Source organism: Nocardia sp. NPDC050435, from assembly GCF_040655395.1.
GTDB lineage: Bacteria > Actinomycetota > Actinomycetes > Mycobacteriales > Mycobacteriaceae > Nocardia.
The window spans coordinates 124,364-150,564 of record NZ_JBFAJW010000006.1; the positions used below are offsets into that span (position 1 = coordinate 124,364).

Annotated in this window: 22 protein-coding genes; 4 read left to right on the top strand and 18 right to left on the bottom strand. The window is 70.4% G+C overall.

Annotated elements, in window-relative coordinates:
* Positions 1-24: 24 nt before the first annotated feature.
* From carB to AB0I43_RS19950, 7 genes are all read right to left on the bottom strand, one after another.
* Positions 25-3,357, bottom strand: a complete 3,333-nt coding sequence (gene carB / locus AB0I43_RS19920) for a carbamoyl-phosphate synthase large subunit (protein ID WP_356978169.1) — start codon at positions 3,355-3,357, stop codon at positions 25-27.
* Complete coding sequence (carA, locus tag AB0I43_RS19925) at positions 3,357-4,505, bottom strand: glutamine-hydrolyzing carbamoyl-phosphate synthase small subunit (RefSeq protein ID WP_356978261.1); 1,149 nt, start codon at positions 4,503-4,505, stop codon at positions 3,357-3,359. The genes carB and carA overlap by 1 nt, the downstream gene beginning before the upstream one ends.
* Before the next feature lie 23 nt (positions 4,506-4,528).
* Positions 4,529-5,026, bottom strand: a complete 498-nt coding sequence (locus AB0I43_RS19930) for a transporter (protein WP_356978171.1) — start codon at positions 5,024-5,026, stop codon at positions 4,529-4,531.
* Complete coding sequence (locus AB0I43_RS19935) at positions 5,027-6,340, bottom strand: dihydroorotase (protein ID WP_356978173.1); 1,314 nt, start codon at positions 6,338-6,340, stop codon at positions 5,027-5,029.
* On the bottom strand, positions 6,337-7,293 hold the full coding sequence (locus tag AB0I43_RS19940; RefSeq protein ID WP_357432499.1) for an aspartate carbamoyltransferase catalytic subunit: 957 nt from the start codon (positions 7,291-7,293) through the stop codon (positions 6,337-6,339). The genes AB0I43_RS19935 and AB0I43_RS19940 overlap by 4 nt, the downstream gene beginning before the upstream one ends.
* On the bottom strand, positions 7,290-7,919 hold the full coding sequence (gene pyrR, locus AB0I43_RS19945) for a bifunctional pyr operon transcriptional regulator/uracil phosphoribosyltransferase PyrR (protein ID WP_356978177.1): 630 nt from the start codon (positions 7,917-7,919) through the stop codon (positions 7,290-7,292). The genes AB0I43_RS19940 and pyrR overlap by 4 nt, the downstream gene beginning before the upstream one ends.
* Positions 7,920-8,371: 452 nt before the next feature.
* On the bottom strand, positions 8,372-9,337 hold the full coding sequence (locus tag AB0I43_RS19950) for a zinc-binding dehydrogenase (protein WP_356978178.1): 966 nt from the start codon (positions 9,335-9,337) through the stop codon (positions 8,372-8,374).
* Between the two features lie 106 nt (positions 9,338-9,443).
* Here AB0I43_RS19950 and AB0I43_RS19955 point away from each other — a divergent pair, with 106 nt between their 5' ends.
* From AB0I43_RS19955 to AB0I43_RS19965, 3 genes are all read left to right on the top strand, one after another.
* Complete coding sequence (locus AB0I43_RS19955; RefSeq protein ID WP_356978180.1) at positions 9,444-10,019, top strand: helix-turn-helix domain-containing protein; 576 nt, start codon at positions 9,444-9,446, stop codon at positions 10,017-10,019.
* A gap of 57 nt (positions 10,020-10,076) precedes the next feature.
* Positions 10,077-10,472, top strand: a complete 396-nt coding sequence (locus AB0I43_RS19960; RefSeq protein WP_356978181.1) for a nitroreductase/quinone reductase family protein — start codon at positions 10,077-10,079, stop codon at positions 10,470-10,472.
* 124 nt (positions 10,473-10,596) lie between these two features.
* A complete protein-coding gene (locus AB0I43_RS19965; protein ID WP_356978183.1) occupies positions 10,597-12,378 on the top strand; it encodes an ABC transporter ATP-binding protein in 1,782 nt (593 codons plus the stop codon).
* Here AB0I43_RS19965 and AB0I43_RS19970 read toward each other — a convergent pair.
* The 8 genes from AB0I43_RS19970 to AB0I43_RS20005 all read right to left on the bottom strand — a co-directional run bounded on the left by AB0I43_RS19970 (position 12,365) and on the right by AB0I43_RS20005 (position 22,394).
* Entirely contained in the window at positions 12,365-12,790 is a 426-nt protein-coding gene (locus AB0I43_RS19970) for a nitroreductase family deazaflavin-dependent oxidoreductase (RefSeq protein WP_356978185.1), read from the bottom strand. The two genes, AB0I43_RS19965 and AB0I43_RS19970, sit on opposite strands and share 14 nt — an antisense overlap.
* A gap of 33 nt (positions 12,791-12,823) precedes the next feature.
* Positions 12,824-13,537 (bottom strand): HD domain-containing protein, encoded by a 714-nt coding sequence (locus AB0I43_RS19975; protein WP_356978186.1) that lies wholly within the window; start codon positions 13,535-13,537, stop codon positions 12,824-12,826.
* 194 nt (positions 13,538-13,731) lie between these two features.
* Positions 13,732-14,607 (bottom strand): aldo/keto reductase, encoded by an 876-nt coding sequence (locus tag AB0I43_RS19980; protein ID WP_356978188.1) that lies wholly within the window; start codon positions 14,605-14,607, stop codon positions 13,732-13,734.
* 78 nt (positions 14,608-14,685) lie between these two features.
* Positions 14,686-15,129: an SgcJ/EcaC family oxidoreductase gene (locus AB0I43_RS19985; protein ID WP_356978190.1), complete on the bottom strand. Its 444-nt coding sequence runs from the start codon at positions 15,127-15,129 to the stop codon at positions 14,686-14,688.
* A gap of 46 nt (positions 15,130-15,175) precedes the next feature.
* Complete coding sequence (locus AB0I43_RS19990) at positions 15,176-15,805, bottom strand: alpha-ketoglutarate-dependent dioxygenase AlkB (protein WP_356978192.1); 630 nt, start codon at positions 15,803-15,805, stop codon at positions 15,176-15,178.
* A 47-nt stretch (positions 15,806-15,852) separates the two neighbouring features.
* Entirely contained in the window at positions 15,853-15,993 is a 141-nt protein-coding gene (locus tag AB0I43_RS19995) for a hypothetical protein (RefSeq protein WP_356978194.1), read from the bottom strand.
* 85 nt (positions 15,994-16,078) lie between these two features.
* The gene (locus tag AB0I43_RS20000; protein WP_356978196.1) at positions 16,079-16,615 is read right to left on the bottom strand and encodes a DUF4334 domain-containing protein; all 537 of its coding nucleotides are present in this window, start codon (positions 16,613-16,615) and stop codon (positions 16,079-16,081) included.
* Positions 16,616-16,664: 49 nt separating this feature from the next.
* Positions 16,665-22,394 (bottom strand): TIR domain-containing protein, encoded by a 5,730-nt coding sequence (locus AB0I43_RS20005; RefSeq protein ID WP_356978197.1) that lies wholly within the window; start codon positions 22,392-22,394, stop codon positions 16,665-16,667.
* A gap of 126 nt (positions 22,395-22,520) precedes the next feature.
* On the opposite strand from AB0I43_RS20005, the gene AB0I43_RS20010 reads away from it, so the two are divergent.
* The gene (locus tag AB0I43_RS20010; RefSeq protein WP_356978199.1) at positions 22,521-23,768 is read left to right on the top strand and encodes an SLC13 family permease; all 1,248 of its coding nucleotides are present in this window, start codon (positions 22,521-22,523) and stop codon (positions 23,766-23,768) included.
* Here the strand turns inward: AB0I43_RS20010 and AB0I43_RS20015 are convergent.
* From AB0I43_RS20015 to AB0I43_RS20025, 3 genes are read right to left on the bottom strand one after another with little or no spacing between them, the layout of a single operon-like run.
* Entirely contained in the window at positions 23,765-24,640 is an 876-nt protein-coding gene (locus tag AB0I43_RS20015; RefSeq protein ID WP_356978201.1) for an inositol monophosphatase family protein, read from the bottom strand. The genes AB0I43_RS20010 and AB0I43_RS20015 overlap by 4 nt on opposite strands.
* A complete protein-coding gene (locus tag AB0I43_RS20020; protein WP_356978203.1) occupies positions 24,619-25,299 on the bottom strand; it encodes a hypothetical protein in 681 nt (226 codons plus the stop codon). The genes AB0I43_RS20015 and AB0I43_RS20020 overlap by 22 nt, the downstream gene beginning before the upstream one ends.
* Positions 25,299-26,189 carry a hypothetical protein gene (locus AB0I43_RS20025; protein ID WP_356978204.1) on the bottom strand — a complete coding sequence of 297 codons (891 nt, stop codon included), beginning with the start codon at positions 26,187-26,189 and terminating at the stop codon, positions 25,299-25,301. Before AB0I43_RS20025 ends, AB0I43_RS20020 begins: the two co-directional genes overlap by 1 nt.
* Between the last annotated feature and the right edge of the window lie 12 nt (positions 26,190-26,201).

Sequence of the window (26,201 nt, forward strand, 5' to 3'; positions counted from 1 at the left end):
CGGGTTCCGAGGATGGCGCCGGGGTCAGCCGCGCAGCTTGGAGTGCAGCTCCTGCAGGGACCGCACGCCGATGCCGCCGTTGATCTCGGCCTCGATGCCCTGGACGGCCGCGGCCGCGCCCTGCACGGTGGTGATGCACGGGATGTTCGCGCCCACCGCGGCGGTGCGGATCTCGTAGCCGTCCACACGCGGACCCGAGTTGCCGTACGGGGTGTTGAACACCATGTCGACCTCGCCGTCGCGGATCATCTCCACGATGGTCGGCTGATCGACCGGAGCGTCTTCGGAGTGTTTACGTACCTGCTCGCACGGAATCCCATTGCGCCGCAGCATCTCCGCGGTGCCCTCGGTGGCCAGGATCCGGAAGCCCAGATCGTGCAGGCGCTTGACCGGGAACACCATGGCGCGCTTGTCGCGGTTGGCGATGGAGACGAACACCGAGCCCTCGGTGGGCAGCGAACCGTAGGCCGCGGCCTGCGATTTGGCGAAGGCGGTGCCGAAGTCGGCGTCGATGCCCATGACCTCGCCGGTCGACTTCATCTCCGGCGACAGCAGCGAATCCACGCCGCTGCCGTCCGCGCGCCGGAATCGGTGGAAGGGCAGCACGGCTTCCTTCACCGCGACCGGCGCGTCGAACGGGACGTGCCCGCCGTCGCCCTCGGCGGGCAGCATGCCCTCCTTGCGCAGCTCGGCGATGGTGGCGCCCATGGTGATTCGCGCCGCCGCCTTGGCCAGCGGCACCGCGGTGGCCTTGGAGACGAACGGAACCGTACGGCTGGCACGCGGATTCGCCTCCAGCACGTAGAGCACGTCGTCCTTGAGCGCGTACTGCACGTTGAGCAGGCCCTTGACGCCGATGCCCTTGGCCAGCGCGACGGTGGAGCGCCGCACGGCCTCGATGTCACTGCGGCCCAGGGTGATCGGGGGGAGCGCGCAGGCCGAGTCGCCGGAGTGGATGCCCGCCTCCTCGATGTGCTCCATCACGCCGCCGAGGTAGACCTCCTCGCCGTCGCAGAGCGCGTCGACGTCGATCTCGATCGCGTCCTCCAGGAACCGGTCGATCAGCACCGGGCGATCCGGGCTGATCTCGGTGGCGCGGGAGATGTAGCCTTCGAGCGACTTCTCGTCGTAGACGATCTCCATGCCGCGCCCGCCCAGCACGTAGGACGGGCGGACCAGCACCGGGTAGCCGATGGCGGCGGCGATCTTCTTGGCCTGGGCGAAGGTGGTGGCGGTGCCGTACTTGGGCGCGGGCAGGCCCGCCGCCACCAGCACGTCGCCGAACTCGCCGCGGTCCTCGGCCAGGTCGATGGCGGCCGCGCTGGTGCCGACCACCGGCACGCCGGCGTCGGTCAGGCGCTGGGCCAGGCCCAGCGGCGTCTGGCCGCCGAGCTGCACGATGACGCCCACGACCGTGCCGGACTCGCTCTCCGCGTGGTAGACCTCGAGCACGTCCTCGAAGGTGAGCGGCTCGAAATACAGGCGATCGGCGGTGTCGTAGTCGGTGGAGACGGTCTCGGGGTTGCAGTTGACCATGACGGTCTCGTAGCCGGCCTCGGAGAGCGTCAGCGCCGCGTGCACACACGAGTAGTCGAACTCGATGCCCTGGCCGATCCGGTTCGGGCCCGAGCCCAGGATCAGCACCTTGTCCCGTTCGGTCTGCGGCGCCACCTCGGACTCCGCGGCGGGATCGAGCTCGTAGGCCGAGTAGTGGTACGGGGTCTTGGCCTCGAACTCGGCCGCGCAGGTGTCCACGGTCTTGTAGACCGGGCGCACGCCGAGGCGGTGGCGCAGCGCGCGCACGCCGGTCTCGCCCGCCAATTCCGGTCGTAGCGCGGCCAATTGACGATCGGACAGGCCGTAGTGCTTGGACCGGCGCAGCAGCTCCTCGTCCAGCACGGGGGCGTCGAGGATCTCCTGGCGCAGCTCCACCAGGGCCGCGACCTCGGCGACGAACCACGGGTCGATGCCCGAGGCCTTGGCGACCTCTTCGATGCTCGCGCCGTAGCGCAGCGCGCGCTCGACCTGGTAGATCCGGCCCTCGGTCGGGGTGCGCAGATCTTCGAGGATCTTCTCGATCGCGCCGCGCACGTCGCCGTCGACCGGAGCCCAGGCGCCGTCGTCCTGGGTCCAGAAGCCGGTGGCCTTGGTCTCCAGCGAACGCAGCACCTTGCCGAGCGCCTCGGAGAAATTGCGGCCCAGCGACATCGCCTCGCCGACCGACTTCATCGTGGTGGTCAGCGTGGCGTCGGCGCCCGGGAACTTCTCGAACGCGAACCGCGGCGCCTTGACGACCACGTAGTCCAGCGTGGGCTCGAAGCAGGCCGGGGTTTCCTTGGTGATGTCGTTGACGATCTCGTCCAGGGTGTAGCCGATGGCCAGCTTGGCGGCGATCTTGGCGATCGGGAAGCCGGTCGCCTTGGAGGCCAGCGCGGACGAGCGCGAGACACGCGGGTTCATCTCGATGACGATCAGGCGACCGTCCTTCGGGTCCACCGCGAACTGGATGTTGCAGCCGCCGGTGTCGACGCCGACCTCGCGCAGGATGGCGATGCCGAGATCGCGCATCTTCTGGTACTCGCGGTCGGTGAGGGTCATGGCCGGGGCGACGGTGACCGAGTCACCGGTGTGCACGCCCATCGGGTCCACGTTCTCGATCGAGCAGACGATGACCACATTGTCGTTGCGGTCGCGCATGAGCTCGAGCTCGAATTCCTTCCAGCCCAGGATGGATTCCTCGATCAGCACGTTCGCGGTCGGCGAGGCGGCCAGGCCGCCGCCGGCGATGCGGTCGAGATCCTCCTCGTTGTAGGCCATGCCCGAACCCAGGCCGCCCATGGTGAACGACGGGCGCACGACCACCGGGAAGCCCAGCTCGGCAACGGTTTCGCGGACCTCGTCCATGGTGAAGCAGACCTTGGAGCGCGCCGACTCGCCGCCCACCTTGGCGACGATGTCCTTGAACTTCTGCCGGTCCTCGCCACGCTGGATGGCCTCGAAGTCGGCGCCGATCAGCTCGACGTCGTACTTCTCCAGGATGCCGTGCTCGTGCAGCGCGACAGCGCAATTGAGCGCGGTCTGCCCGCCCAGGGTGGCCAGGATCGCGTCCGGCTGCTCCTTGGCGATGACCTTCTCGACGAACTCCCAGGTGATCGGCTCGACATAGGTCGAGTCGGCGAACTCGGGGTCGGTCATGATGGTGGCCGGGTTCGAGTTGACCAGCGAAACCTGCAGGCCCTCGGACTTCAGCACCCGGCACGCCTGGGTACCGGAATAGTCGAACTCACAGGCCTGGCCGATGACGATCGGGCCCGAGCCGATCACCAGGATGTGCTTCAGATCCTCGCGGCGTGGCATCAGGCTCCTTCCATGAGACCGGCGAAACGGTCGAAGAGATAAGCGGCGTCGTGGGGGCCGGCGGCGGCCTCCGGGTGGTACTGCACGGAGAACGCGCGGCCGTCGACCAGCTGCACGCCCTCGACGGTGCCGTCGTTGGCGCAGACGTGGCTGACCTCGGCCTTGCCGAAGGGGGTGTCGAACTGCTCGCCCCGCTCGCCCTCCAGGGCGAAGCCGTGGTTCTGCGCGGTGATGGAGATGCGGCCGGTGCCGTGCTCGACGACCGGGATGTTGATGCCGCGGTGGCCGAACTTCATCTTGTAGGTGCTGCGGCCCAGCGCCCGGCCCAGGATCTGGTTGCCGAAGCAGATGCCGAACAGCGGCAGGCCCTCGCCGAGGATGCCCTGGGTCAGCGCGACCGCGCCGTCCTGGGTGGCCGGGTCGCCCGGGCCGTTGGAGAGGAAGACGCCGTCCGGGTTCAGTTCCTTGATCTGGTCCAGGGTGACGTTGGACGGGACCACGTGCACCCGCATGCCGCGCTCGGCGAACATGCGCGGGGTGTTGGTCTTGATGCCCAGGTCGACCGCGACCACGGTGAAGCGGTGCTCGCCGACCGGGTCGATGGTGTAGACCTCGTTCGTGCTGACCTCGTCGGCCAGGTCCGCGCCGAGCATCGAGGGCTGGTTGGCGACCCGGGCGAGCAGCTGATCGTCGGCGGCCAGCGCCGGGCCGGAGAAGATGCCCGCCTTCATCGAGCCGCGGGTGCGCAGGTGGCGGACCAGGGCGCGGGTGTCGACGCCGGCGATGCCGACCACGTTCTGCCGCTGCATCGCCTCCGGCAGCGTGGTGGTGGCGCGCCAGTTGGAGGCGCGGCGGGCCGGGTCGCGCACGACGTAGCCGGCGACCCAGATCTTGCCGGACTCGTCGTCCTCGTCGTTCCAGCCGGTGTTGCCGATCTGCGGGGCCGCGGCCACCACGATCTGGCGGTGGTAGCTGGGATCGGTCAGGGTCTCCTGGTAGCCGGTCATCGCGGTGCAGAACACCGCCTCGCCCAGGGTCTCGCCCACCGCGCCGTAGGCGGATCCGCGGAACACGCGGCCGTCCTCCAGCACGAGCGCGGCAGCTTCTTGCTTCGTCGGCCCACCCGTCGCCCGACCGCCGCCCCCCACGGAATCGCTGCGCGATGCAGTAATCATTCGTCGTCTCCCGTCAACTTCTGCTCGGTCCACGCCGGATACACCGTCTTGTCGTCACCTCGGAAACCGGTATCGATCTCGGTTCCGGTCGGCAGCGTCCAGCGAATTACCAGCACTCCGTCTTGTGTCATTACCTTGCCTGCGTGCCCGCGCTCGGTCCGCACGGCGGTGATGGACTCCTGCGGAATCCACAGCGCCGTCGTGCCGTCGCGTTCGAGCAGGATTCCGCGCTCGAACCGGGTCAGTTCCGCGGTGGCCCGGAAACCCAGGTCCCCCACCGCGATCCGGTCCTGCCAGCTGGGCGCGAAGGTGCTGCCCAGGTAGAGGCCGGTGGTCGGTTCGAGCACCTGCGCGCCGAGGTCGGCGGGCACCTGCGGCAGCGCGCCGATGCGGTCCGCCTGCCGGGCCGCGCGGTTCTGCCAGCCCCGGTACATCAGCCACACGCCCAGTGCGAACAGCACCAGGCAGCCGACTACCCACAGTGTTCTTTCCATCTAGCGCACAGCCTTCCCGTCCCGAGCCGTCACCCGGCCGCGCAGCACCGTCGCCGTCACCTTCGCCGGGAACGTCATGTCCTCGAACGGGGTGTTGTTCGAGATGCTCGCCAGCTCGCGCGCCCGGACCGTCCACTCGGCGTCCGGGTCGACGAGGGTGAGGTTGGCGGGCTCGCCGACCTCGATCGGGCGGCCGTGCTCGTCGAGGCCGACGATCGCGGCGGGCCGCTCGCTCATCACCCGCGCGACGCCGCGCCAGTCCAGCAGGCCCGGGCGCACCATCGTCTGCACGATGATCGACAGCGCCGTCTCCAGGCCGAGCATGCCCGGCCGGGCCACCGAGAACTCGCAGCACTTGTCCTGCTCGGCGTGCGGGGCGTGGTCGGTGGCGACACAGTCGATGACGCCGTCGGCCAGGGCCTGGCGCAGCGCGGCCGCGTCGGAGGCCTCGCGCAGCGGCGGGTTCACCTTGTTGACCGCGTCGTAGGTCTCCAGGCGCGAGTCGTCCAGCAGCAGATGATGCGGCGTGACCTCGGCGGTGATCGAAATGCCCTGCGCCTTCGCCCATTTCACCAACTCGACGGTGCCCGCGGTGGAGGCGTGGCAGATGTGCACGCGTGCCTTCGCGTCCCGGGCGAGCAGCGCGTCGCGGGCCACGATGGACTCCTCGGCGGCCCGCGGCCAGCCCGCCAGGCCCAGCCGGGCGGCGTTCGGGCCCTCGTGCGCCACCGCGCCCTCGGTGAGCCGGGGTTCCTCCGCGTGCTGGGCGATCAGCACGCCCAGCGAGGTCGCGTACTCCAGCGCGCGGCGCATGATCAGCGGGTCGTAGACGCAGTGGCCGTCGTCGGAGAACAGGCGCACGGCGCCGACGCCGGCCGCCATGGTGCCCATCTCGGCCAGTTGCTTGCCCTTCAGACCGACCGTGACCGCGCCGACCGGATAGACATCGACCAGGCCGACCTCCTGGCCGCGCCGCCACACGTGGTCGGTGACCACGTGTGAATCGGCGACCGGGTTGGTGTTGGCCATGGCGAAGACCGCGGTGTACCCGCCGAGCGCCGCCGCGGCGGAACCGGTTTCGATGGTCTCGGTGTCCTCGCGGCCGGGCTCGCGCAGATGCGTGTGCAGGTCCACGAAGCCGGGCAGCAGGATCTGCCCCGCCGCGTCGATGACCTCCGCGTCCTCGGAAATCCGCAGGTCGGAACCGATCTCGGCGATCACGCCGTCGCGCACCAGCACCTCGACCGGATCGCCCTCGCCGTACGGGCGCACGCCCTTGATGACCAGTTCCACGGCACCACCTTTCTGACTCATGCGACCGCCTCCTGGGTGCCGACCAGCAGCCGGAACAGCACCGCCATGCGCAGGTGCACGCCGTTGGTGACCTGCTGCAGGATCGCGGCGCGGTCCGAATCCGCAACGCCGGGAGCGATTTCCATACCGCGCAGCATCGGGCCGGGATGCAGCACCACGGTGTGCTCGTCGAGCAGCGCCATCCGGCGCTCGCTGAGCCCGTAGTTGACCGAGTACTCGCGCGGCGACGGGAAGAAGCCGCGGTTCATCCGCTCCTGCTGCACCCGCAGCATCATCACCGCGTCGGCGCCGGGCAGTTCGGCGTCCAGGGTGTGCGTCACCCGGCACGGCCAGGTCTCGACGCCGACCGGCAGCAGCGTGCGCGGGGCCACCAGGGTGACCTCGGCGCCGAGGGTGGCCAGCAGGAAGACGTTGGAGCGGGCCACCCGGCTGTGCAGGATGTCGCCGACGATCACGACCCGCTTGCCCTCGATGTCGCCGAGCCGCTGGCGCAGGGTGAGCGCGTCGAGCAGAGCCTGGGTGGGGTGCTGGTGCGTGCCGTCGCCCGCGTTGATGATCGCCGGGCCCGGCCGGTTCTCCTGGGCGGCCCAGGCGTCCATCCAGCGCGCGATCTGATGGGCGGCGCCCGAGGCGGGATGCCGCACGATCAGCGCGTCGGCGCCGGCCGCGTGCAGGGTCAGGGCGGTGTCGCGCAGCGATTCACCCTTGGAGACCGAGGAGGAGCTCGCGCTGACGTTGATCACGTCGGCGCTCATCCACTTGCCGGCGACCTCGAAGGAGACGCGGGTGCGGGTGGAGTTCTCGTAGAAGACCGTCATCACGGTGCGGCCGCGCAGGGTCGGCAGCTTGTGCACCTCGCGGCCCAGCAGCGCCTGCTCGAAGCGTTCGGCCTCGTCGAGCAGTTCGACGGCGTTGGCGCGGGACAGATCCCCGACACTCAACAGATGCTTCACGCGTCGGCCTCCTGATGCAGGTAGACGCCGTCGCGGCCGTCGTGTTCGGCGAGCAGTACGGAGATGTCCTCCGAGCGGGAGGTGGGGACGTTCTTGCCGACGAAGTCGGCGCGGATCGGGAGTTCGCGGTGGCCGCGGTCGATCAGCACCGCCAGCTGGACCGCGCGCGGGCGGCCCAGGTCGCGCAGGCCGTCCAGGGCCGAGCGCACGGTGCGGCCGGAGAACAGCACGTCGTCGACCAGCACGACCAGCGCGTCCTCGATACCGCCCTCGGGCACCGAGGTGCGCTCCAGCGGGCGATGCGGGCGGGTCCGCAGGTCGTCGCGGTAGAGGGTGATGTCGAGGGAGCCGAGCGCGGGGCGGACACCGGAGAATTCCTCGATCTTCTCGGTAAGCCGCGCGGCCAGGGTGGTGCCGCGGGTCGGGATGCCGATCAGGACCACCCGCGGGGCGGGCCGGTCGTCGGAGTCCAGCGCGGTCTTCTCGATGATCTGATGCGCGATGCGCGCGATGGTCCGGCTGACATCGGACGGCGACAGCAGCTCGCGCCCCGCCGCCACCCATTCCGGGGTATGCCTCTGCGATTGCTCGCCGGACTTGGCCGCCCGATCTCCAGGCACAGCCATGCCGACCTCCTTCCCCGCCTCACTGAACGGTCCGTTAAAGGATGTCTTACGGGTAGCAGCCTAACAGCGTGCCAATCCGTGCTTTCACCAGGCATATCCGGTGTGAGCGGTGCCACGCGGCGGCCTGTGAGCCGCGCCACGCGGCCGCGGGCGGCCCGCGCGCCGCCGCGCTTGCCACGCGCTAGCTCCGGGCCCCGCAAACCCGACCGCGAGTTCCGTTGCGGTGCACAACCATCCGGTCACCGGAATTCCGGCCGCGATAGCCCGCCCGGCGCGCTAACATTGCGCGTCGTTCAACCGCAGGATGGGATGAAATGGATTTCTTGGCTTTGTTCTTCGGCTTCTTCGGCTACAACCCCGACCCCGGCATCTTCTGATCCGGCGGCCGCGGGCGCCAACCCGCCCGCGGCCTCACTGTCGGCCCACCGCCCCGGCGGTGGGCTGTTTCGTTTCTACGGCCGTAGGACGAACGCGCCCAGCGGCGTGCGGCTTTCCAGGCGCCGATGGGCTTCGGCCGCCTGCTCGAGCGGGAGAATCTCCTCGACCCGTGGCGCGAGGGTGCCCGCAGCCGCGTGCGTCAAGGCGGCGGCCCGAAGCTGTGCGACACGGGCCAGCCAGTGCGGTCCGGCGCAGCCGACCAGGGTGAGGCCGCGGAAGATCAAGTCCGCCGCGGTGAGCTGAGCAGGTGCGCCGGAGAGGTACCCGTAGCTGAGCATGCGGCCACGCAGCGGCGTCATCAGGTCGAGCAGGGGTGCGGCCGACGGACCGCCGATCGAGTCGAAGACGATGTCCACGGTGGCAGCGCCGAGGATTTCGCGCAATCGTGCCGCCCAGTCCGGATCGGTGTGATCGACCACCTCGTCGGCTCCCAGCTTGCGCGCGTGCGCGATCTTGGCGGGGCCACCCGCCGTCGCGAGTACACGCGCCGCGCCATGGGCTTCGGCGAGCTGGGTGAGCGCGGCCCCGACACCGGTGGCCGCCGCTTCGATCAGCACCGTTTCCGACCCGGCGCAGGCGGCCGCTTCCCACAGCGCCAGCGCGACCGAGCCGCTCATCAGCACCGCGGCGGCGTCGACGGCGGACAGGCCCTCGGGCAGCGGGGTCGCGGAAGCGGCCGGGGCGCAGACGTATTCGGCGTAGGAACCGCCCTGGGCGTCCACCCCGACGCGGCGGCCGAGCAGACCCGGGTCCGCGCCGGCGCCGACCTCGGTGACGGTGCCGACCGCCTGGAAGCCGAACACCGCGGGCGGCGCGACCGGGCTCGGGAACTCACCCGAGCGCAGCTTGGTCTCCGGGAACAGCACGGGTACGGCCTCGGCGCGCACGATCACCTCACCCGCCCCGGGCCGGGGCGCGGACACCTCGCGCGCGACCAGCACCTCGGGCCCACCGGTGGCCGTCATTACGATTGCCTTCATCGAGAACTCCATAAGTTGACTAGCGGTCCAATTATCCCGACGATATGGACCGCCGGTCAACTTGTCAATGCCGGTGCGGCGCAATGCCGTTGAAGGAGCGCAACAGATGTCCGACGGACCGCCCAGGGAACGGGCCGACGCCGCACGCAACCGGCGCGCCATCCTCGACGCCACCAAGGCCCTGCTGGCCGAGCACGGTGCCGAGGGCGTCACCATGGACCGGGTCGCGGCCGCCGCGGGCGTCGGCAAAGGCACCATCTTCCACCGCTTCGGCAGCCGCGCCGGACTCCTGCACGAACTGATCGCCGACCCGGCGCGCACCCTGATGGCCGCCGTCGGCGACGGTCCGCCCCCACTGGGCCCGGGCGCACCCGCCGCCGACCGCCTGATCGCGTACTTCGAGGCGATGACCCACCTGGTCATCGACAACGTCGAACTCGTCGTCGCCTACTCCGCCGTGCCGCCGCACCCGCAACGCGAAGAGTTCCACGGCTTCTGGGCCGCGCACATCACCGCGCTGCTGCGCGAGGCCCGGCCCGACCTGGACGCCGAGACCGTCGGAGCGCTCCTGCTCGCGCCCCTCGGCGGCGAGCTCGTCCCTCAGCTGGTGCGCGCCGGAGCCGCCGATCGTCTGCTGGCAGCCATGCGTGAACTGGTCGAATCCGTCGTGCGCGCACCGTGACGGGGGGCTTGTTTCCGGTGCGGCGCGCGGGTGTTCCCGGGGTGCTACCGTCGAAATGTGCCGAGCAAGGACGATATTCAGCATCGGGTGGTCACCACGCTGCAGCGCCGGATCTGGAATCCGCTCATCCGGCGGGTGCCCGCGCAGCAGTTGCTGGAGACCACGGGGCGGGTCAGCGGGCAGCCGCGTGTCACCCCGATCGGGGGCCGCCGGGTGGGGCGCGAGTTCTGGCTGGTGTCGGAATACGGCGAACGCTCGCAGTACATCCGGAACATCAAGGCCGACAATCGGGTTCGGCTGCGCGACCGGGGCCGCTGGTACACCGGCACCGCGCACCTGCTTCCCGCGGACGACGCCCGCGCCCGCCTGCGGAGCCTCCCCCGCTACAACAGCACCATGGTCCGGCTGGTCGGCACCGACATGCTGACCGTGCGCATCGATCTCGACGCCTAAAATCATTGGCCCCGCCCCGGCGGCCGGGGCACCATGACTACTCCATCCCCTTTCCGTTCGTCCCGGACCAGCGCTGTCCCGGGACGGCCGAGGGCTGCTCGAACCCGATTCGAGAAGGAGGCGCATGGCCGCCCGGAGATCCGCTGTCAGGCTCGTACTGCATTACTACGGAAAGGAATTGCGACGCCGCCCGCAGTTCGCGGTGCCGGCGCTGCTGTCGCCCGCATTGGGCAATATCTGCCAGTTGTATCTGGCCCCGCTCGTGGTCGCGGCCATGGTGGGCCGCATCGCCGCCACCGGGCACGTCGACGCGGCGCAGCTGGCGCCGTACGTGCTGGGCGTCGCGGGGCTGCTCGTGTGCTCGGAAGTGTGCTGGCGCTTGGGCATCCACTGCTTGAACCGGACCGACGCCTACGGCATCGAGAGCCTGTACGTGACGGCGATGGACGAGCTGCTCGTCCGGGACGCCGCGTTCTTCCACGACAATTTCGCCGGATCGCTCACCAAACGGGCGTTGAGTTTCGCCTCGCGCTTCGAGGAATTCGTCGACACGCTGGTCTTCGAGGTGTGCGCGTTCCTGGTTCCGGTCGGTTTCGCGGCCTTCGTGCTGTGGCGCTACGACCCGTTGCTGGTCGTCGCGATGCTCGGCCTGATCGTGCTGACCGGCGTGCTGATCACGCCGCTGGTGCGCCGGCGTCAGAAACTGGTGGACGCGCGCGAAGCCGCGATCGCGCTGGTGGCCGGGCACGTCGCCGACAGCGTGTCCAACATGCACTCGGTGCGCGCCTTCGCCGCCGAGCCGCAGGAGGCGGCCGAGCATCGGCGGCGGGTCGCCGACCAGCGCCGCAAAGCCCTGCGCTCCTGGGATTACGGCAACCTGCGGATCGATCTCGTGGTCGCGCCGCTGTTCGTGCTCACCAACGTGCTCGGGCTGCTGCTGGCGGTGCGGCTGGTCAGCAACGGGGCCGGGATCGAGGTGATCATCGTCGCGTTCACCTATTTCTGGAACGCCACCGGCATCATGTTCCGGTTCAACCAGATCTATCGGCGGCTGGAGAGCGCGATCACCGAGGCCGCGCAGTTCACCGAGCTGCTGCTCGACCCGCCGCTGATCACCGAGCCGGAACGGCCGCTGGCGCTGCGGCCCACCGACTACGGGGTGCGCTTCAGCCAGGTCGACTTCACCTATCCGGGCGCGAAACCGCTGTTCACCGGGTTGGATCTGGAGGTGCCGCCCGGCACCCGGATGGGGCTGGTCGGCCGCTCCGGCGGCGGCAAGACCACCATCACCCAGTTGCTGCTGCGCATGACCGACATCCAGGGCGGCACCATCAGCATCGGCGGCCAGGACATCTCCCGGCTGAAGCAGGCCGACCTGCGCGGGATGCTGTCCTACGTGCCACAGGACCCGGCCATGTTCCACCGCTCGCTGCGCGAGAACATCCGCTTCGCCCGTCCGGAGGCCACCGACGCCGAGGTGCGGCGCGCGGCCGAGGCCGCGCACGTCACCGAGTTCGCCGACAGCCTGCCCGAGGGATTGTCGACGCTGGTCGGCGAACGCGGGGTGAAACTGTCCGGCGGACAACGCCAGCGGGTCGCGCTGGCCCGCGCCATCCTGCGGGACGCGCCGATCCTGATCCTCGACGAGGCCACCAGCGCGCTGGACTCGGAGGGCGAACTGCTGGTGCAGCAGGCGCTGTGGGAGCTCATGGCCGGGCGCACCGCACTGGTGGTGGCGCACCGGCTCAGCACGGTGGCGAGCATGGACCAACTGGTCGTGCTCGATCGCGGCACCGTGCTGGAGCAGGGATCGCACACCGAATTGCTGCGTGCGGACGGCGTTTACGCGAAGTTGTGGCGGCACCAATCCGGCGGGTTCCTCAGCGAGGACGTCACCGTCGGGTGAGCGCGAAGACCGGGAAGGCGCGATCGGTCTTGGTGCGATAATCGGCGTAGCCGGCGTACATGGCGTCGAGGCGGGGCCACAGCGGTTCCGCCTCGGCGGCCGTCAATTCGGTGGCGGTGACGGGAAAGGTCTGCTCGCCCACCGTGATCTCGGCGGCCGGTTGGGCGCGCAGGTTGTGCACCCAGGCCGGATCGGTGGGCGCGCCCGCGTAGGAGCCGACCACCAGGTAGCGGGCGCCGTCCTGCAGATACAGCACCGGGGTGGTGCGGGTCTTGCCGGTCTTGCGGCCGACGGTGCTCAGGATCAGCACGGGTGCGCCCTTGACCGAGCCGAGCAGTTTCCCGCCGCTGCGCCGGTAGACCGCCGCGCTGACATTCATGATCAGACGCTGGATGTCGTTCTTGATCGCCATGCGCGCCAGCTTATGCCGGTCGCGCGCGCTCGGTCAGTCCCGCGCGAGAATGGCTTCGAAACGCTCGTCCGCGCGGTCGAGCTGGTCCAGGATGTGCTGCTTGACGTGCTCGGCCAGCGGCGTGTCGGGCCGGGCGACCAGTTCGCGGTACACGTCGGTGAGCGGGCGGTATTTGCTGGCGAGCTTGCGCATGTGGGTGCCGGTGGAATACAGGATGCCGACGCCGTTGTCGGTGAAGTCGGACAGCTTCACCACCCGGGCCCACGGGGCGCGGTCCAGGTTCGTGGCGACGTGCTCGCGGTACTGCTCGTGCCGGTCCAGCCGCGGATCGGGGGCCGGATTGGTCACGGCGGCAACGATATCGGCGACGCGGATGCCGAAGCGGCGGGCGAGTTCGGTGAGCGCGGCGTCGGTGGGCGTGCCGGGATGCTTGCCCGCCAGTTCCCGGGGATGGTCCTCCACCGAGTCGTGCAGCAGGCCCGCCACCACGACGTCGGGATCGCGGACCTCGTAGTGGCTGATGATCCGGATCGCCACCCGCAGTAGATGATTGAGATACGGCTCGCGGCCGTACCGATCGGAACCGTGCAGCTCGGAGGCCAGCTCCAGGGCCTCGGTGAGCCGCTCCGCGTCGGGCAGCTCGGCGATCTCCAGCAGTAACCGTTCGCGCAGCCCGGACTCGCCATAGACCTCGCTGATCGTGTGCAGCGGCATCACGGCCAAGACCCCCGCCCCAGGATTGCTCATACGCCCAATCTATCTGGGACACCACCCCCGGCGCGCCCCTAATTCCGCACCCCCGATTGTGTTCTCCCGCACGCTCGGCCCGGAAATTCGCGGCGTGGGCGGGCAGACGGATTCGGAGCCGGAACGCCGAATCCGGTCGCCCAGCACGACCGTGCGGCGGCGCTACCCCGGCGCACGGTCGTGACGGCGCGCGCTCAGATCGGGGCCACCGCGGCGAGGCGCTCGAACTGGTCGTCGGACAGCTCGAGCGCGGCGGCCGCGATGTTCTCGGCCAGGTGCGCCAGGGACGTAGTGCCCGGAATCGGCAGCGTGGCGGGCGATTTGCGGAGCAGCCAGGCCAGGTAGACCTGGGCGGTCGTCGCGCCGAGTTCCGCGGCGACGGCGGCGACCGGGCCGTCGGTCCGGGCGTGCTCGCCCGCGGCGACCGGAAAGAACGGGATGAACGCGATGTCGTGCGCGGCGGCGTACTCGAGCACCGCCTCGTGGCCGCGCTCGGCCAGGTTGTACATGTTCTGCACGCTGGCGATCGGCGTGATCGCCGCCGCCGCGCGCAGCTCGTCGACGCTCACCTCGGACAGGCCGATGTGGCCGACCTTGCCCTCCTCGCGCAGCTGGTGCAGCGCGCCGATCTGGTCGGCCAGCGGTACCGCCGGGTCCAGGCGGTGCAGTTGCAGCAGGTCCAGGCGGTCGACGCGGAGCCGGCGCAGGCTCAGTTCGGCCTGCTGGCGCAGGTAGGCCGGGTGCCCCAGCGGCACCCACTCGGTGGGCGAGGGCCGTACGACGCCGACCTTGGTCGCGACCACCACGTCGCCGCGGTAAGGATGCAGCGCCTCGGCGACCAGTTCCTCGTTCTCGCCGAGCGCGTAGGAGTCGGCGGTGTCGATCAGGTTCACCCCGGACTCGACGGCGGCCCGCAGCACCGCGATCGCGGCCGCCCGATCCACCGGCGCGCGCCAGATGTGCCCCATCCCCGCCTCGTGCCCGGGCTCTGGCGCCGCCGCCAAACGCATTGCGCCGTAACCGATCCGGTTAACCTTCAGCTCGCCACCGAGCAAGAACGACGTACTCATCTGCACCACTCCTCCGATTCGGTCGAACGAGCAGGAGGAACTCCGGACCGCCGGGAGGAATTCCCGGCGGTCGGTCACTCAGCGCGGGATCAGGGTGTTCTGCCGGGCCGCGGTCCACCACTTTCCGCGCTCTTTGACCAGCGCGTACAGGGCGATCATGGCGGGCTCCTGATCGATCAGCGTCCCGTCGGCCGTGGTGGCGCGGGCGAGTTTGTGAGCGATGGCGACATCGGGCCGCAGGAAGGTGATGTCGGCGACGTCATAGCGCACGTACTCGTTCTTCAGAAATCCCGCCAGCCCCGCGCGGTTGGCCTCGAGCAGGGCCGCACGCCCCGTCATGAGTATGCCGACCGCGTTGACCACCGCCGCGTTGGCGGTGAAGGGGCTGGTCAGCAATTCGGCGTCATTGGTGTTGTAGGCGGTTTCGGTGTCGCGCACGATCTGCTCGATGGCGGCGCGGTCCGCGGTGTGCTCGACGGTGGTGTCGCTGACCGTGGGGGCTTCGAAAGCTGTTGTACTCATGACCGACAGCTTTGTACCTCAACGAATGTTCAGGTCAAGCGCGGGCTCAGCGCACCCCGCGCGGACGGAACTGGATGCTGATGCGCGGCCCGGCCGGCTTGCGGGTTTTCGGCACCGCGTGCTCCCAGGTGCGCTGACACGACCCGCCCATCACCAGCAGGTCGCCGTGGCCGACCTGGTACCGGAGCGCCTCTCCGCCGCCGCGCGGGCGCAGGAGCAGTGCGCGGGGCGCGCCGACGGAGACGATGGCGACCATCGTGTCGTGGGTGGAGCCGCGCCCGATGGTGTCGCCGTGCCAGGCGACGCTGTCGCGACCGTCGCGGTAGTAGCACATTCCGGCGGTGCGGAACGGCTCACCGAGCTCGGGACGGTAGTGCTCGCTCAGCGCCGCGCGGGCCTCGTCCAGCACCGGATCCGGCAGCGCCTCCCCCTCCCCGTAGAACCGCAGCAGCCGTGGCACATCGACCACCCGGTCGTACATCGGACGCCGCTCGGCCTGCCACGCCACCCCGTCGACGAGCCGCTCGAACAGCACATCCGCCCCGCTCAGCCACCCCGGCAGCACATCCACCCAGGCCCCGTGCGCGAGCACGGTCCGGCGGATCCGGCCGAGCCCGCCCAGCTCGACCGCACCGAACCCATCCAGCAGCGATCCTTGCAGCACCGGTGTCGACATGGCCCCGAATGTACGCCACATCGAACATACGTGCTAGCGGATACCGGTCACGGCGATTCCGCACACCGCACCCGCAACCGCCGCACCAGATCCACCAGCCCGGCGGCGTCGAGCTGCGGACGGCCCGGCCAGGAGGTGGTGTCGTACCAGGGCACCGAGTCCGGCGTTCCGGCCGGCCGCACGAACACGTGCGCAGGAACCGGCCATCCCCCGAGCTTACGAGTCCGCGCGCGGATAGCCCGGGCGAAGACGGGTGCGCGCCCGGAATCGCCGTCAGTCGCGCAGCACGAAGAAGTAGGGCTCGGTCAGGCCCCGTAGGTCCATGACGCCGAGCAGGGTGTGCGCGTCGACGCGCCGGAAGTGATCGATGATCGGCAGGTGGTCGTAGACCATGGCGGCGCTCACCACGCCCCGATAGCCGACATCGCGCAACCGGGCCGTCGGCTTGCCGGTGCGGAGCGCGAATCCGGTGTAGCGCAGCGTCTTCCGCAGTGCCCGGATGGCGGGCAGCGGAACCTGCCCGGCGAGCCCGAGCGGCACCCGGCGCGGATCGACGGCGAACACCGTCCCCGCCGGGTCGGCGAACAGCAGCGGGTGGACGGTGTCCGCGTCGTCGAACTGCTTTCCATACCAGCCGGATTCGACGAGCACGCCGGCCCACGGGTGCCCGGTGTCGAGTTCCTCGCCGCGCCAGCGGCCGGTGGTCACCTCGGCGACCGGGGCGGCGGGCAGCCGGTCGAACAGCGCCCAGGCCTGTTCCGGCGTGCAGCCGGAGCTCAGCAGTTCCTTCAGCTCGACGCCGTGGTCCATCCCTACTCTTCTCCTCGCGCAGCAGTGCGAGGAAAAGTCTATCTGTCTCTCAGAACGGCTCGTCGGGCAGGAGCTGCCGGACCTCCGGCAGGAACTGGTCGAGTTCGCCGATGTCGAAGCGGGACATGCCGATGACGTGCCAGAACTGGCCCGCCGGGCTGCCGTCCACCTTGTAGCGGCCATCCGGCGCGACCGCCGCCCAGCTCTCGGGCAGCCCGAGCAGAATCGATCGGATGACGGGCGGATCGGTCACCTGCTCCCCCATCGACCACAGGATGACATTGCCGTCGTCGGCGCCGCTGGCCAGCACCCGCCCCGCGGGATCGAAGGCCAGCGACCAGATCTGGCGCTTGTGTCCCTCCAGGGTGTGCAGGTGCCGTCCGGTCGCCATGTCCCACAACCGGACCACCAGGTCGTCGCCGCCGGTGGCCAGGATCCCGGTGGTCGCGTCGACCGCCGCCGCCCAGAGCCGGGCGGTGTGCCGGCCGATCGCGTGCAGGCAGTCACCGGTGGCCACATCCCAGATCCGCACCACCGTGTCCCAGGAGACGCTGGCCAGCCGGTCCCCGTGGAACGCGACCGCGTAGACCCGGTCCTCGTGGCCGCGCAGGGCGCGCAGGAACCGGCCCGATTCCACCTCCCACAGCCGCACCACCTTGTCGTCGCAGCCGGTGGCCATCAGTGTCCCGTCGGCGTTGAAGGCGATCGAGCGCACCCGCCCGCGATGCTCGGTGCAGCGCGCGTGATCCGCGCCGGTGGTGCGGAACCACAGCGTGACGGTGTCGTCGTCGTTGGCGGTCGCGACGAACTTGCCGGTGGGGTCGTAGGCGGTGGCCCAGATCGGCGGCGAGTCGCCGGTGATGTGGCGTTCGTAGGATTCGGTGGCCAGGTTGTACAGGCTCAGGCGACCGTCGTTGCGGGCGATGGCGATCTGATTCGGATCCACCGAGCTGAATCGTGCCGCCTCGTAGGAGAACAACCGGTCCTCGCTGCCGAGCAGGCGCCGGGTCAGCCGCCCGGTGACCGGATCCCAGAACCGGACCACGCCGTCGTTGCCGCAGGCGGCGAGCAGGGTGCCGTCGGAGTTGAACCGCACGGTGGTGACCTGGCGGCCGTGGCCGGTCAGCACGTGCCGGCAGGCGCCGGTCACGGGATCCCAGAGGCGAGTGGTGAATTGGTCGTCGGTGACGGCGAGCTGACGGCCGTCGGAGCGGAAGGCGAAGGGCCAGATCGATCCGGTATGCGCGGTCAGGCGATGCCGGAGCTGCCCGGTTTCGCTGTCGTGCAGCCGGACTCGGCCCGCGCTGTCCCCGGAGGCGAGCTGCTCGCCCGCGGGATCGAAGGTGAGCCAGTAGATGGCCGCACCGGCGTGCTCGGCCGAGGTGTGCCTGGTCGCGCCGGTGTCGAGATCCCAGAGGCGCAGTCCCCCTTCGGTATCCCCGCTGGCCAGGATCGGCAGGCCGGGATGGAAGGCCAGGGTGTAGACCCGGCCGGTGTGCCCGGTCAGTTCCCGCACCCGGCGGCAGGTGCCCGGGTCCCACAGCGACACCGTGCCGTCGATCGCGCCCGCGGCCAGCAGGCCGCCGTCGGGGCTGAACGCGATCCGGAACACCGACCCCTGCGCGGCCTCGAAACGGCCCTGCTCCGTACCGGTTTCGGTATCCCACAACCGGACGACGCCGTTGCGGTAGGCCGCGGCCACGGTGCCGTCGTGGAAATCCATGCTGTAGATGAGCTCGCCCTCACCCGGACGGCACTCGTGCAGCAGTTCTGCCTCCGGCAGCGACCACAGCCGCAGCACGCCTTCGGCGTCGCCGGTCGCCAGCACGTCACCGCGCCGGCTCAGCACCACCGGCCACGGCCAATTGTCGTGCCCGCTCAGGATCCGGCGCAGGGCGCCGGTGGCGGCGTCCCAGATGCCGACGGTGCCGTCACCGGAGCCGGTGATCAGGACCTGCTCGGTGTAGCCGACCGCGAACGTGCGCGCGCGGTGGGTCTGCAGGGTGCGCAGCGGCCGTCCGGTCTCGGTGTCGTAGATCAGCACGCCGCCGTTCTCGCTGCCGATGGCCAGGGTGCTGCCGTCCGGGCTGTAGGCCAGCGGCTGCGGCAGGCGGCCGTGGCGGGCGTGGAAACCGTGCCGCACGCCGATCGCGGCGGGCGCGAACTCGGTGTGCACCACCGCGCCGGGCACGATCGCGGCGCCGCGCAGCTCCGTCTCGCGCGGCGGGCCGATCACGTCCAGCAGGGCGGCGCGGTGCCAGCGGGTGCCGACGGCGCGGGCGCCGGTGAGGTCGGTGCGCGCCAGCCGGGCGCGCGTCAGGTCGGCGCCGCTGAGATCGGCGTCGGTCAGGACCGCGTCGTCGAGCCGGGCCCCGGCCAGCCGCGCACCGCGCAGGACCGCGCCCGCCAGATTCGCCCCGACCAGCCGGGCCCCGGTCAGATTCGCGTCGCTGAGGTCGACACCGCGCAGTTCGCGGTAGGACAGGTCCGCGCCCGCCAGCATGGCGCCGCGCAGATCGGCCGACGGCGCGGTGGCCAGCCGGGTGCTGACCCGTAATGCGTTGCGGCGGGCGTGTTCTCCGGCGTCGGGATCGGCCAGCACCGCCTCGGCCCACGCCCCGGCGGCGCGGTGATCGGCCAGATCACAGAGGAAATCGACGGTCAGCTGCGACAGCGGCCTGGCGGCCAGCTGTGGCGGGGCGACCGCACCGCCCCGGAACTGCCCGGCGATGTGGTTGGCCACCAGCCACTCGGTCACCGACGAATGGATGAACCCGAACAGGTTCTCCTCCGTGCGCACCAGCAGGCTGCCGGACCCGATGGCATGGGCCTGCTGCTCCGGGGTCATCCGATTCGAGCCGGTGATCTCCACCAGATCCTGCGCCACATCGGTCAATTCGGTCATGCGCAGATACTGCTCGCCCGATTCCCAGCAGCGCAGCGCGAAAGCCGTGACCGCCAGCCACAATTCGGCGCGACTGAGTCCGGGCAGCGTGCCCGCGACCGACCCGGTGCGCCGGGCCTCGAATTCCAGCCAGGCGTCCAGGATTTCGCGGTACAACCCGGCCGGGCCCACCGCGCCCTCGGTATCGGCGGCGGCCCGCAGCCGGGAATCGTCCAGTTCGGCGATGAAGCTGAGCATGCGCGGATTACGGGCCAGGCCGAGCAGATCCTGGATGCCGGTGATCCGGCGCATGCGATCGTCGGCGCGGGCCGGATCGCCGCCGTAACGGTTCACCAGGAACGCCCGGATCTGGTCCTGCCCGAACGGTTCGATGCTCAGGATGTGGCGGTCCTGCAGCATGCCGACCCGCTCCCCCAGCGCCGAGAGCACCTGGGAACGGGACTCGAAATGCTGGGTACGGCTGGCCACGATGATCTTGGCCTTGCCCGCCGCCGCCTGGAGCAGCGTCTCCAGATGCTGCGCGGCGAATTCGTAGCTGATGCGGGTGGCGAGTTCGTCGAAGCCGTCGAACAGCAGCACCACCCGGCCCTCGCGCAGCATGTAGTGCAGCGCGTCCAGATCGATGCGGCCCTCACCGTGATTGGCCAGGTGCGCGGCCACCAGCCCGTCCACGGTGTGCGACTTGTCCAGGCCGCGCAGCTCGATCAGGATCGGGATGAGCGCAGGTCTGGTCTCGGTGATGCGCCGGGCCAGCTCCCGCAGCGCGAAAGTCTTGCCGCGCCCGAAATCACCGAGCAGCAGCACGAATCGGCCGTGGTCGGCCGAGACCACGCGCAGCAGTTCGCCGACCAGGTCCTCGTGGGCCTGCTCGTCGCCGTGTTCGAGCATCCGGAAGTGCTGCGGCACATAAAGATCCGGCGGATACCTGCGGTCGTTGCGCAGCCGCGCCAACTGCCCGGCCAGATACTCGTCCAGATCCAGCAGACCCTGGAAATCGGTGAAACTGCGCAGCCAGACACCGTGGCTGGCCGCCTCCTCACGCAGCGAAAGCGGCGGCGCCGCACCACGATAGACCAGATCGGAGCCGTATTCCGGGTCCTGGGCGAGGAATTCCTCGACCACCTGCCTGGTCATGTCCCCGACGTGCACGCCGACCCGGCGCACGCCGACGACCTCGCCCTCCTTGTGCACGACGAGCAGGTGCGGCGGATCCGAGGGCACCCGCCGGATCCGCGCGCCGGGGAACCTGGTCTCGCACACCTCGGCGACCCGGTCGAGTAATCGGCTGTGCGGATCGAGGATTTCGGCCTCGCCGTTCTCGGGCTGCTCGAGTTCGAGCTCCTCGGGCGCGGGCAGTTGCAGCGGCGCCGCCGGTGGCAGCGCGGCGGCGGCATGGGCCCAGGTCTGGGTGAGCGTCGCCCACGGCTCGCCCGGCCGGGCTTCGGCACTGCTGTAGCGGGCCAGCCCGTCCAGGGTGACGTGCACGATCTCGTCCCGCCCGGGCGCGGCGGCGGGGAGCACCGGCAGCACGCCGCCCAGCCGGTCCAGGTGCCGCCCACCGGGACCGGGTCCGTGCAGCAGCAGGTTCAACCGCCCGGCCAGCAGCCGGGACAGCGCGTCGGCATCGCGCAGCACCGTCGGATCCTCGGGGGCGGCGGCGGGACCCGGCAGCGGATCGTGCCGCAGCACGCCCAGCCGCAACCAGCCCAGCCGCTCGAATTCGCGCAGCTGCTGGGCGAACCAGGCCGCCTGCGCCGTGCCGATCTCGCCGTAGTCGTCGCCGACCCGGTGCGTCATCGCCATCGTGGAGTTCAATCCGGCGACCACCACCCGCAATTCCGGGACCGGGAACAGCGTCCACGGCTGGCCGATGTCGAACACCAGGTGGTCCAGCCCCTGGTACAGCTCCCCGAACAAGCGGGAGAACTGCTTGAGCTTCGGGAAGTAGGGCGGCTGCGGTTTGCGCTCGTTGGCCTCCTGCTCCAGGAAGTACGCCTGGCAGGCGGCCTTGGACACGTCGTGGTTGCCCGGCACCACGATCAGCCGGCTCGGCTCCAGCCCGAGCAGGATCCGCAGCCCTGTCAGGAAGCGCAGCGCCTCGTCCACCTGGCTGGGACGCGCGGATTCGGTCAGATCGCCGGTGATCACGACCAGATCGGGCTTGGGCACACCCTGATCGACCAGCTGGGTGACATTCGCCCAGATGTGAGCCTGCAGATCGCCCGCGGTCGCCGGATCGTCGCGCCCGAGCAGGCCGCGGCCGAAGCGCGGGCCGGCCACATGCAGGATGGACAACCCCTCGTGCCCGGCACCCGCGAGCGGCGCGGCGCCGGGAAAATCCGGGGCGGCCACGGGAGTGCGCCGGTGCCAGGGCCTTTCGATGGTGTCGGGCTCGTCCTCGGGCCGGTGCTCGGGCACGGCGTCGAGCGGGAACGCCGGGGCCAGGCCGGGTTTGGCCCGGCCGGCGAGCAGGTGACCGACCCGCTCCAGCAGCGTCCGGCGCGCCAGGTCGGAGCTGGCCACGCCGACCAGATCCACATAGGTGATGGTGGCGAGCAGGCCGCTCAGCTCGCACTCGGCGATCCGGATCGGCAGCAGTTTGCCCGGTTCGGTGCGATAGGTCGCCTGCCATTCCTGGGTGCCGCCCTTGGAATTCAGGTAGTTCTCCGAGACCACCGCCAGCACCACCGCGGATTCCCGTACACCGCGGTCCATGAAGTCGATGAAGTTCGTGCCGGGGACGAAATCCCAGGCCTGGATCAGGGTGCGGTACCCCTCGGATTCGAGCTGCCAGGCCAGCCAGGTCGCCCATCTTTCGTCCGCCGGGGAGTAGCTGATGAAGAAGTCGCGGGGCTGGGCGCTCGGCTGCGTCACCCACCCAGTATGCCCCGGCACTAGATCATCTTGGGAGACACCGGAATCAGGGCTCGCCCCCGCCGCCGAATCACCTGTCCGGCCGCCCTGCGCGCCGAAGCGGGTGCCGAATGCGATCATGAAGCCGTGCCCGATCAGGTCGAATCCGCCGCGTCACCGCCGCCGAACGAGCAGACCCGGCGCATCTGGGGGTTGACGATCCTGGACTGGGTCCGGATCGCGCTGCTGGTGGCCGGGCTGCTCTGCGTGGCCACCGGGGCGCTTCCCCGCGCCGAGGCGGCCGACAACATGCGGCGCATCTGGCCGCTGCTGGTATTCCTCGGCGCGGTCATCATTCTGGCCGAACTGACCAGGCAGGCAAAGGTTTTCGACGTCATCGCGCATCGGCTGGCGATCCTGGGACGCGGCTACTACCCGGCGCTGTTCGGGTTGTGCGTACTGTTCGCCTCGGCCACCACGATCCTGCTCAACCTGGACACCACCGCGGTGCTGCTGACCCCCGTGATGCTGGCGCTGGCCGGCCCGGCCCGGATTCCGCCGTTGCCGCTGGCGATGCTGACGCTGTGGCTGGCCAACACCGCCAGCCTGCTGCTGCCGGTGTCGAACCTGACGAACCTGCTCGCGGCCGAGCGGGTGGCGCTGCACGCCACCGACTTCGCCGCCAGAATGTGGGCGCCGCAGGTGGTTTCGATCGCGGCCACGATGCTGTGCCTGTGGGTGTTCTACTGGCGGCGCGGGCACCGCGACGCCGATCGCTACGTGCCCCCGGAGCCGGTGCGGCCGCGGAACCGGCGCGAGCGGGCGCTGCTCTACACCACCGGCGGCGCGTGCCTGCTGTTCATCCTGGCCATCCCGATCGTCGGCGAGCGGATCGACGTGGCGGCGGTCATCGCCGCGGCGATCGCGCTGCTGGCCTTCGCCGTCTTCGATCGCTCGGCGCTGAAGTTCGCGCTGTTCCCCTGGCAGCTCCTGGTTTTCGTGGTCGGCCTGTTCCTGGTGATCCCGACCCTGAGCAGGCACGGGCTCTCCGACCTGATGCACTGGCTGATCGGCGACGACCCCGGCGCCGAGGGCGCGTACCGCGCGGCCGCCGCCGGCGCCGGCCTGTCCAACGTCGCCAACAATCTGCCCGCCTACACCGCGGGCGAGGCCGTCGTCCCCGGCGAGAACCGGAACCAGTTGCTGGCCTTGCTGATCGGCACCAACGTGGGCCCGATCGTGACGCCGTGGGCGTCCCTGGCCACCCTGTTGTGCCTGGAGTTCTGCCGCACGCACGGCGTGCGCGTGCCGATGCGGCGGTTCGTGCTCACCGGGTCGGCGCTGGCGGCGCTGGCGACCATCGGCTCGGTCGCGGCGCTGCTGGTCACGGGCTAGCGCAAGCCCGTCACGGCCACCTCGGCAGCGGATTTGACCCAGCGCGCGAGTTCGGCGGCCATCCGCGGGCTGCCCGCGAGGAAGTCGACCTCGCCGCCCAGCGGATCGATCGTGTCGTCCAGCGGCGTGCCGCCGAAATCGGTGATCGCGACGCCGGACTCGCGGGCGATCAGACTGCCCGCGGGCAGGTCGACCACGCCCGCGCGGTAGCCGACGAAGCCGTCGATGTCCCCGCGCGCCAGCATGATCCAGCACAGCAGCGGCGACCACAGCTGGATCAGCCGGCGGGCGTTCGTCTCCAAGGTCAGGCGCATGGCCCGGGCCACCGCATCGGTGCGCGCGACCGGATAGCCCTGCAACCAGGCCAGCACCGGCGCGCTGTCGGGCCGGGGTGACGCCGGCTGCCAGAGCGGGCCGTCCGGGCCCAGCGCGCCGCCGCCGCGCACCGCCGACCAGGTGTGGCCGGTGAGCGGCTCGTGCACGACACCCACGACCGGCGTGCCGTAGTGGCACAGCGCGATGCCGACCGTGCACACCGGCAGGCCGATGGCGATGTTGTTGGTGCCGTCGAGCGGATCCACCACCCAGCACCACGCCTCGTCCGCCCCGGCCAGCAGGCCGGACTCCTCGGCCAGGATCCGGTGCGTGGGGAACGCGCGACGCAGGTGCCCCAGGATGATGTCCTCGGCGCGCAGATCCAGATCGGTGACCAGGTCGCCGGCGGCGCCCTTCGCGCGAATGGCCAGCGCGCCCCCCAGTCCGGCGCGGATCGCCGCCCCCGCCTCCTCCGCCGCCGCGCGCGCCACCCGCGCCGCGGCGTCGGGCGGGGCGGCCAGCGTCGGCACCGCGTTCAAGACGTTGCTCGGTCCCATTGCTCCTCCAGGTGAGCCGGCTGGGTCAGCTGTTCCAGTACGGTCCGTGCCACGCGGCGCGTCTCCTCCGGAGTGCACGGCACGCGGTGCACCCAGTGGTCGTCGGTGGCCAGACCGCCGAGAGATCGATCGGGCTTGCCGTGACGGTACTCGCCCAAGGCTACGGTCGCAGCGGCGCCGACCACCTCGGATACATGGAATACACCGTGCGGGAGGGTATATGCGTCCCCGGCCCGGAAAAGTTCATGCGAACGCAGCCGATAGCCCACCACCTGCGGGGTGGCGCGGACCAGATCACCGTCGGCGCCGCTCTGGATCTCGAACACCCGGTGTGTCGGCCGCTCGGGCGCGTCGAGGAGCTCGAACACCTCGTTGCCGACCGAGCCGTAGAGCACCAGGCTCAGCAGATCCCAGCTGTGCGCGTGAATCGGCGAGGTGGTGGGCCGCGAGCGCATGCCCTCGGCCCACACGTGCAGGCACACCCCCAGATCGCCGCCACGCCACACCGGGAAGCACAGGAACCCCAGCGGATGCCGGACCACCGTGACCGTCGCCGCGCCGGTGGCCACCGGCGTCAGGTACTCCCGGACCCAGCCGCCCACTTCGCGGGCCGCGGCGGTGGAGCCGATCGAACTACGTAGTCGGGCATAGGGATTCATCAGAATGGGTTCTCCGGGTTCAAGGCACGACGCACGATCTCGGCGACGTCACGATCCTCGAAAGAGGCAGGCAGGGGCAGGCCCAGCGCGTCGAACACCGCGCGCACCTGCTCGACCGTGGGCGGATCGTCCAGCTGGACGTCGCGGGCATTGCCGAGCGGCACCTTCTTGGCCTGATCGAAGCTGGAATCCAGCTCGCGGCTGAAATCCCGGTAATAGGGCTTGTCCCGCTCGAACATCATGGCCGGGGTGTTCGGGTTGTCCTGGGTGATGATCACGCAACTCGTCGACAGATCCCAGCGGAAGGTCGTCATCACCGAGGAGAAGCCCACCGCGATATCCAGCGGGCTGTACTGCTGCTTGTACCAGCAGGCGGCGAGCACCGTGCCGAAGGACTCCTGCTGCACCCGCCGGGTGGTCCACGGATCACGAGCGCGCGTGGCGTCCGGCGCCACCGAGGCGCGGAACTCCGCGTAGGTCTTGCAGAGCAGTTCGTTGGTCGGATCCAGGATCTCCAGGCGGACCCGCAGGCTGCGCTGGGCCTGGCGGGCGTTGCGCACGCACTCCTTGAGGGTGACCGCCCGGATGTAGGTTCCGGTGCCGCCCTTGAAGATCCACTTCTCGGTGTCGCGCCGCGCCAGCGTGTGCTGGTGGCCGATCTCGGGGCCGTTGAGCATCTGCACCGAGGACGCGTCCCGCATCGCCTTGGCCGAGAGATGCCGATCCCGCAGCAGCGTAGTGGCCAGCAGCGCCAGCACCAGCAGCACCGCGGCGTCCACGGTGTCGGTGCCCAGCACGTCGATGACGGCCAGCACCCCGACGACCAGGGCCAGGACCAGCGCGACCAAGCCGTCGACGTTGTTGCGGAACCAGGTCAGAAACCGAGCCATGCACCACCCTCC

What these genes read in the sequence shown, in the direction of transcription:
- AB0I43_RS20000 (WP_356978196.1), bottom strand. Translation starts at nt 16,615, where the DNA reads ATGGACCACGGCGTCGAGCTGAAGGAACTGCTGAGCTCCGGCTGCACG.
- AB0I43_RS20015 (WP_356978201.1), bottom strand. Translation starts at nt 24,640, where the DNA reads ATGGGACCGAGCAACGTCTTGAACGCGGTGCCGACGCTGGCCGCCCCG.
- AB0I43_RS19990 (WP_356978192.1), bottom strand. Translation starts at nt 15,805, where the DNA reads ATGTCGACACCGGTGCTGCAAGGATCGCTGCTGGATGGGTTCGGTGCG.
- AB0I43_RS20025 (WP_356978204.1), bottom strand. Translation starts at nt 26,189, where the DNA reads ATGGCTCGGTTTCTGACCTGGTTCCGCAACAACGTCGACGGCTTGGTC.
- AB0I43_RS19935 (WP_356978173.1), bottom strand. Translation starts at nt 6,340, where the DNA reads ATGAGTCAGAAAGGTGGTGCCGTGGAACTGGTCATCAAGGGCGTGCGC.
- AB0I43_RS19985 (WP_356978190.1), bottom strand. Translation starts at nt 15,129, where the DNA reads ATGAGTACAACAGCTTTCGAAGCCCCCACGGTCAGCGACACCACCGTC.
- carB (WP_356978169.1), bottom strand. Translation starts at nt 3,357, where the DNA reads ATGCCACGCCGCGAGGATCTGAAGCACATCCTGGTGATCGGCTCGGGC.
- AB0I43_RS19975 (WP_356978186.1), bottom strand. Translation starts at nt 13,537, where the DNA reads ATGAGCAATCCTGGGGCGGGGGTCTTGGCCGTGATGCCGCTGCACACG.
- AB0I43_RS20020 (WP_356978203.1), bottom strand. Translation starts at nt 25,299, where the DNA reads ATGAATCCCTATGCCCGACTACGTAGTTCGATCGGCTCCACCGCCGCG.
- AB0I43_RS19950 (WP_356978178.1), bottom strand. Translation starts at nt 9,337, where the DNA reads ATGAAGGCAATCGTAATGACGGCCACCGGTGGGCCCGAGGTGCTGGTC.
- AB0I43_RS19970 (WP_356978185.1), bottom strand. Translation starts at nt 12,790, where the DNA reads ATGGCGATCAAGAACGACATCCAGCGTCTGATCATGAATGTCAGCGCG.
- AB0I43_RS19930 (WP_356978171.1), bottom strand. Translation starts at nt 5,026, where the DNA reads ATGGAAAGAACACTGTGGGTAGTCGGCTGCCTGGTGCTGTTCGCACTG.
- AB0I43_RS19955 (WP_356978180.1), top strand. Translation starts at nt 9,444, where the DNA reads ATGTCCGACGGACCGCCCAGGGAACGGGCCGACGCCGCACGCAACCGG.
- AB0I43_RS19965 (WP_356978183.1), top strand. Translation starts at nt 10,597, where the DNA reads ATGGCCGCCCGGAGATCCGCTGTCAGGCTCGTACTGCATTACTACGGA.
- AB0I43_RS19980 (WP_356978188.1), bottom strand. Translation starts at nt 14,607, where the DNA reads ATGAGTACGTCGTTCTTGCTCGGTGGCGAGCTGAAGGTTAACCGGATC.
- pyrR (WP_356978177.1), bottom strand. Translation starts at nt 7,919, where the DNA reads ATGGCTGTGCCTGGAGATCGGGCGGCCAAGTCCGGCGAGCAATCGCAG.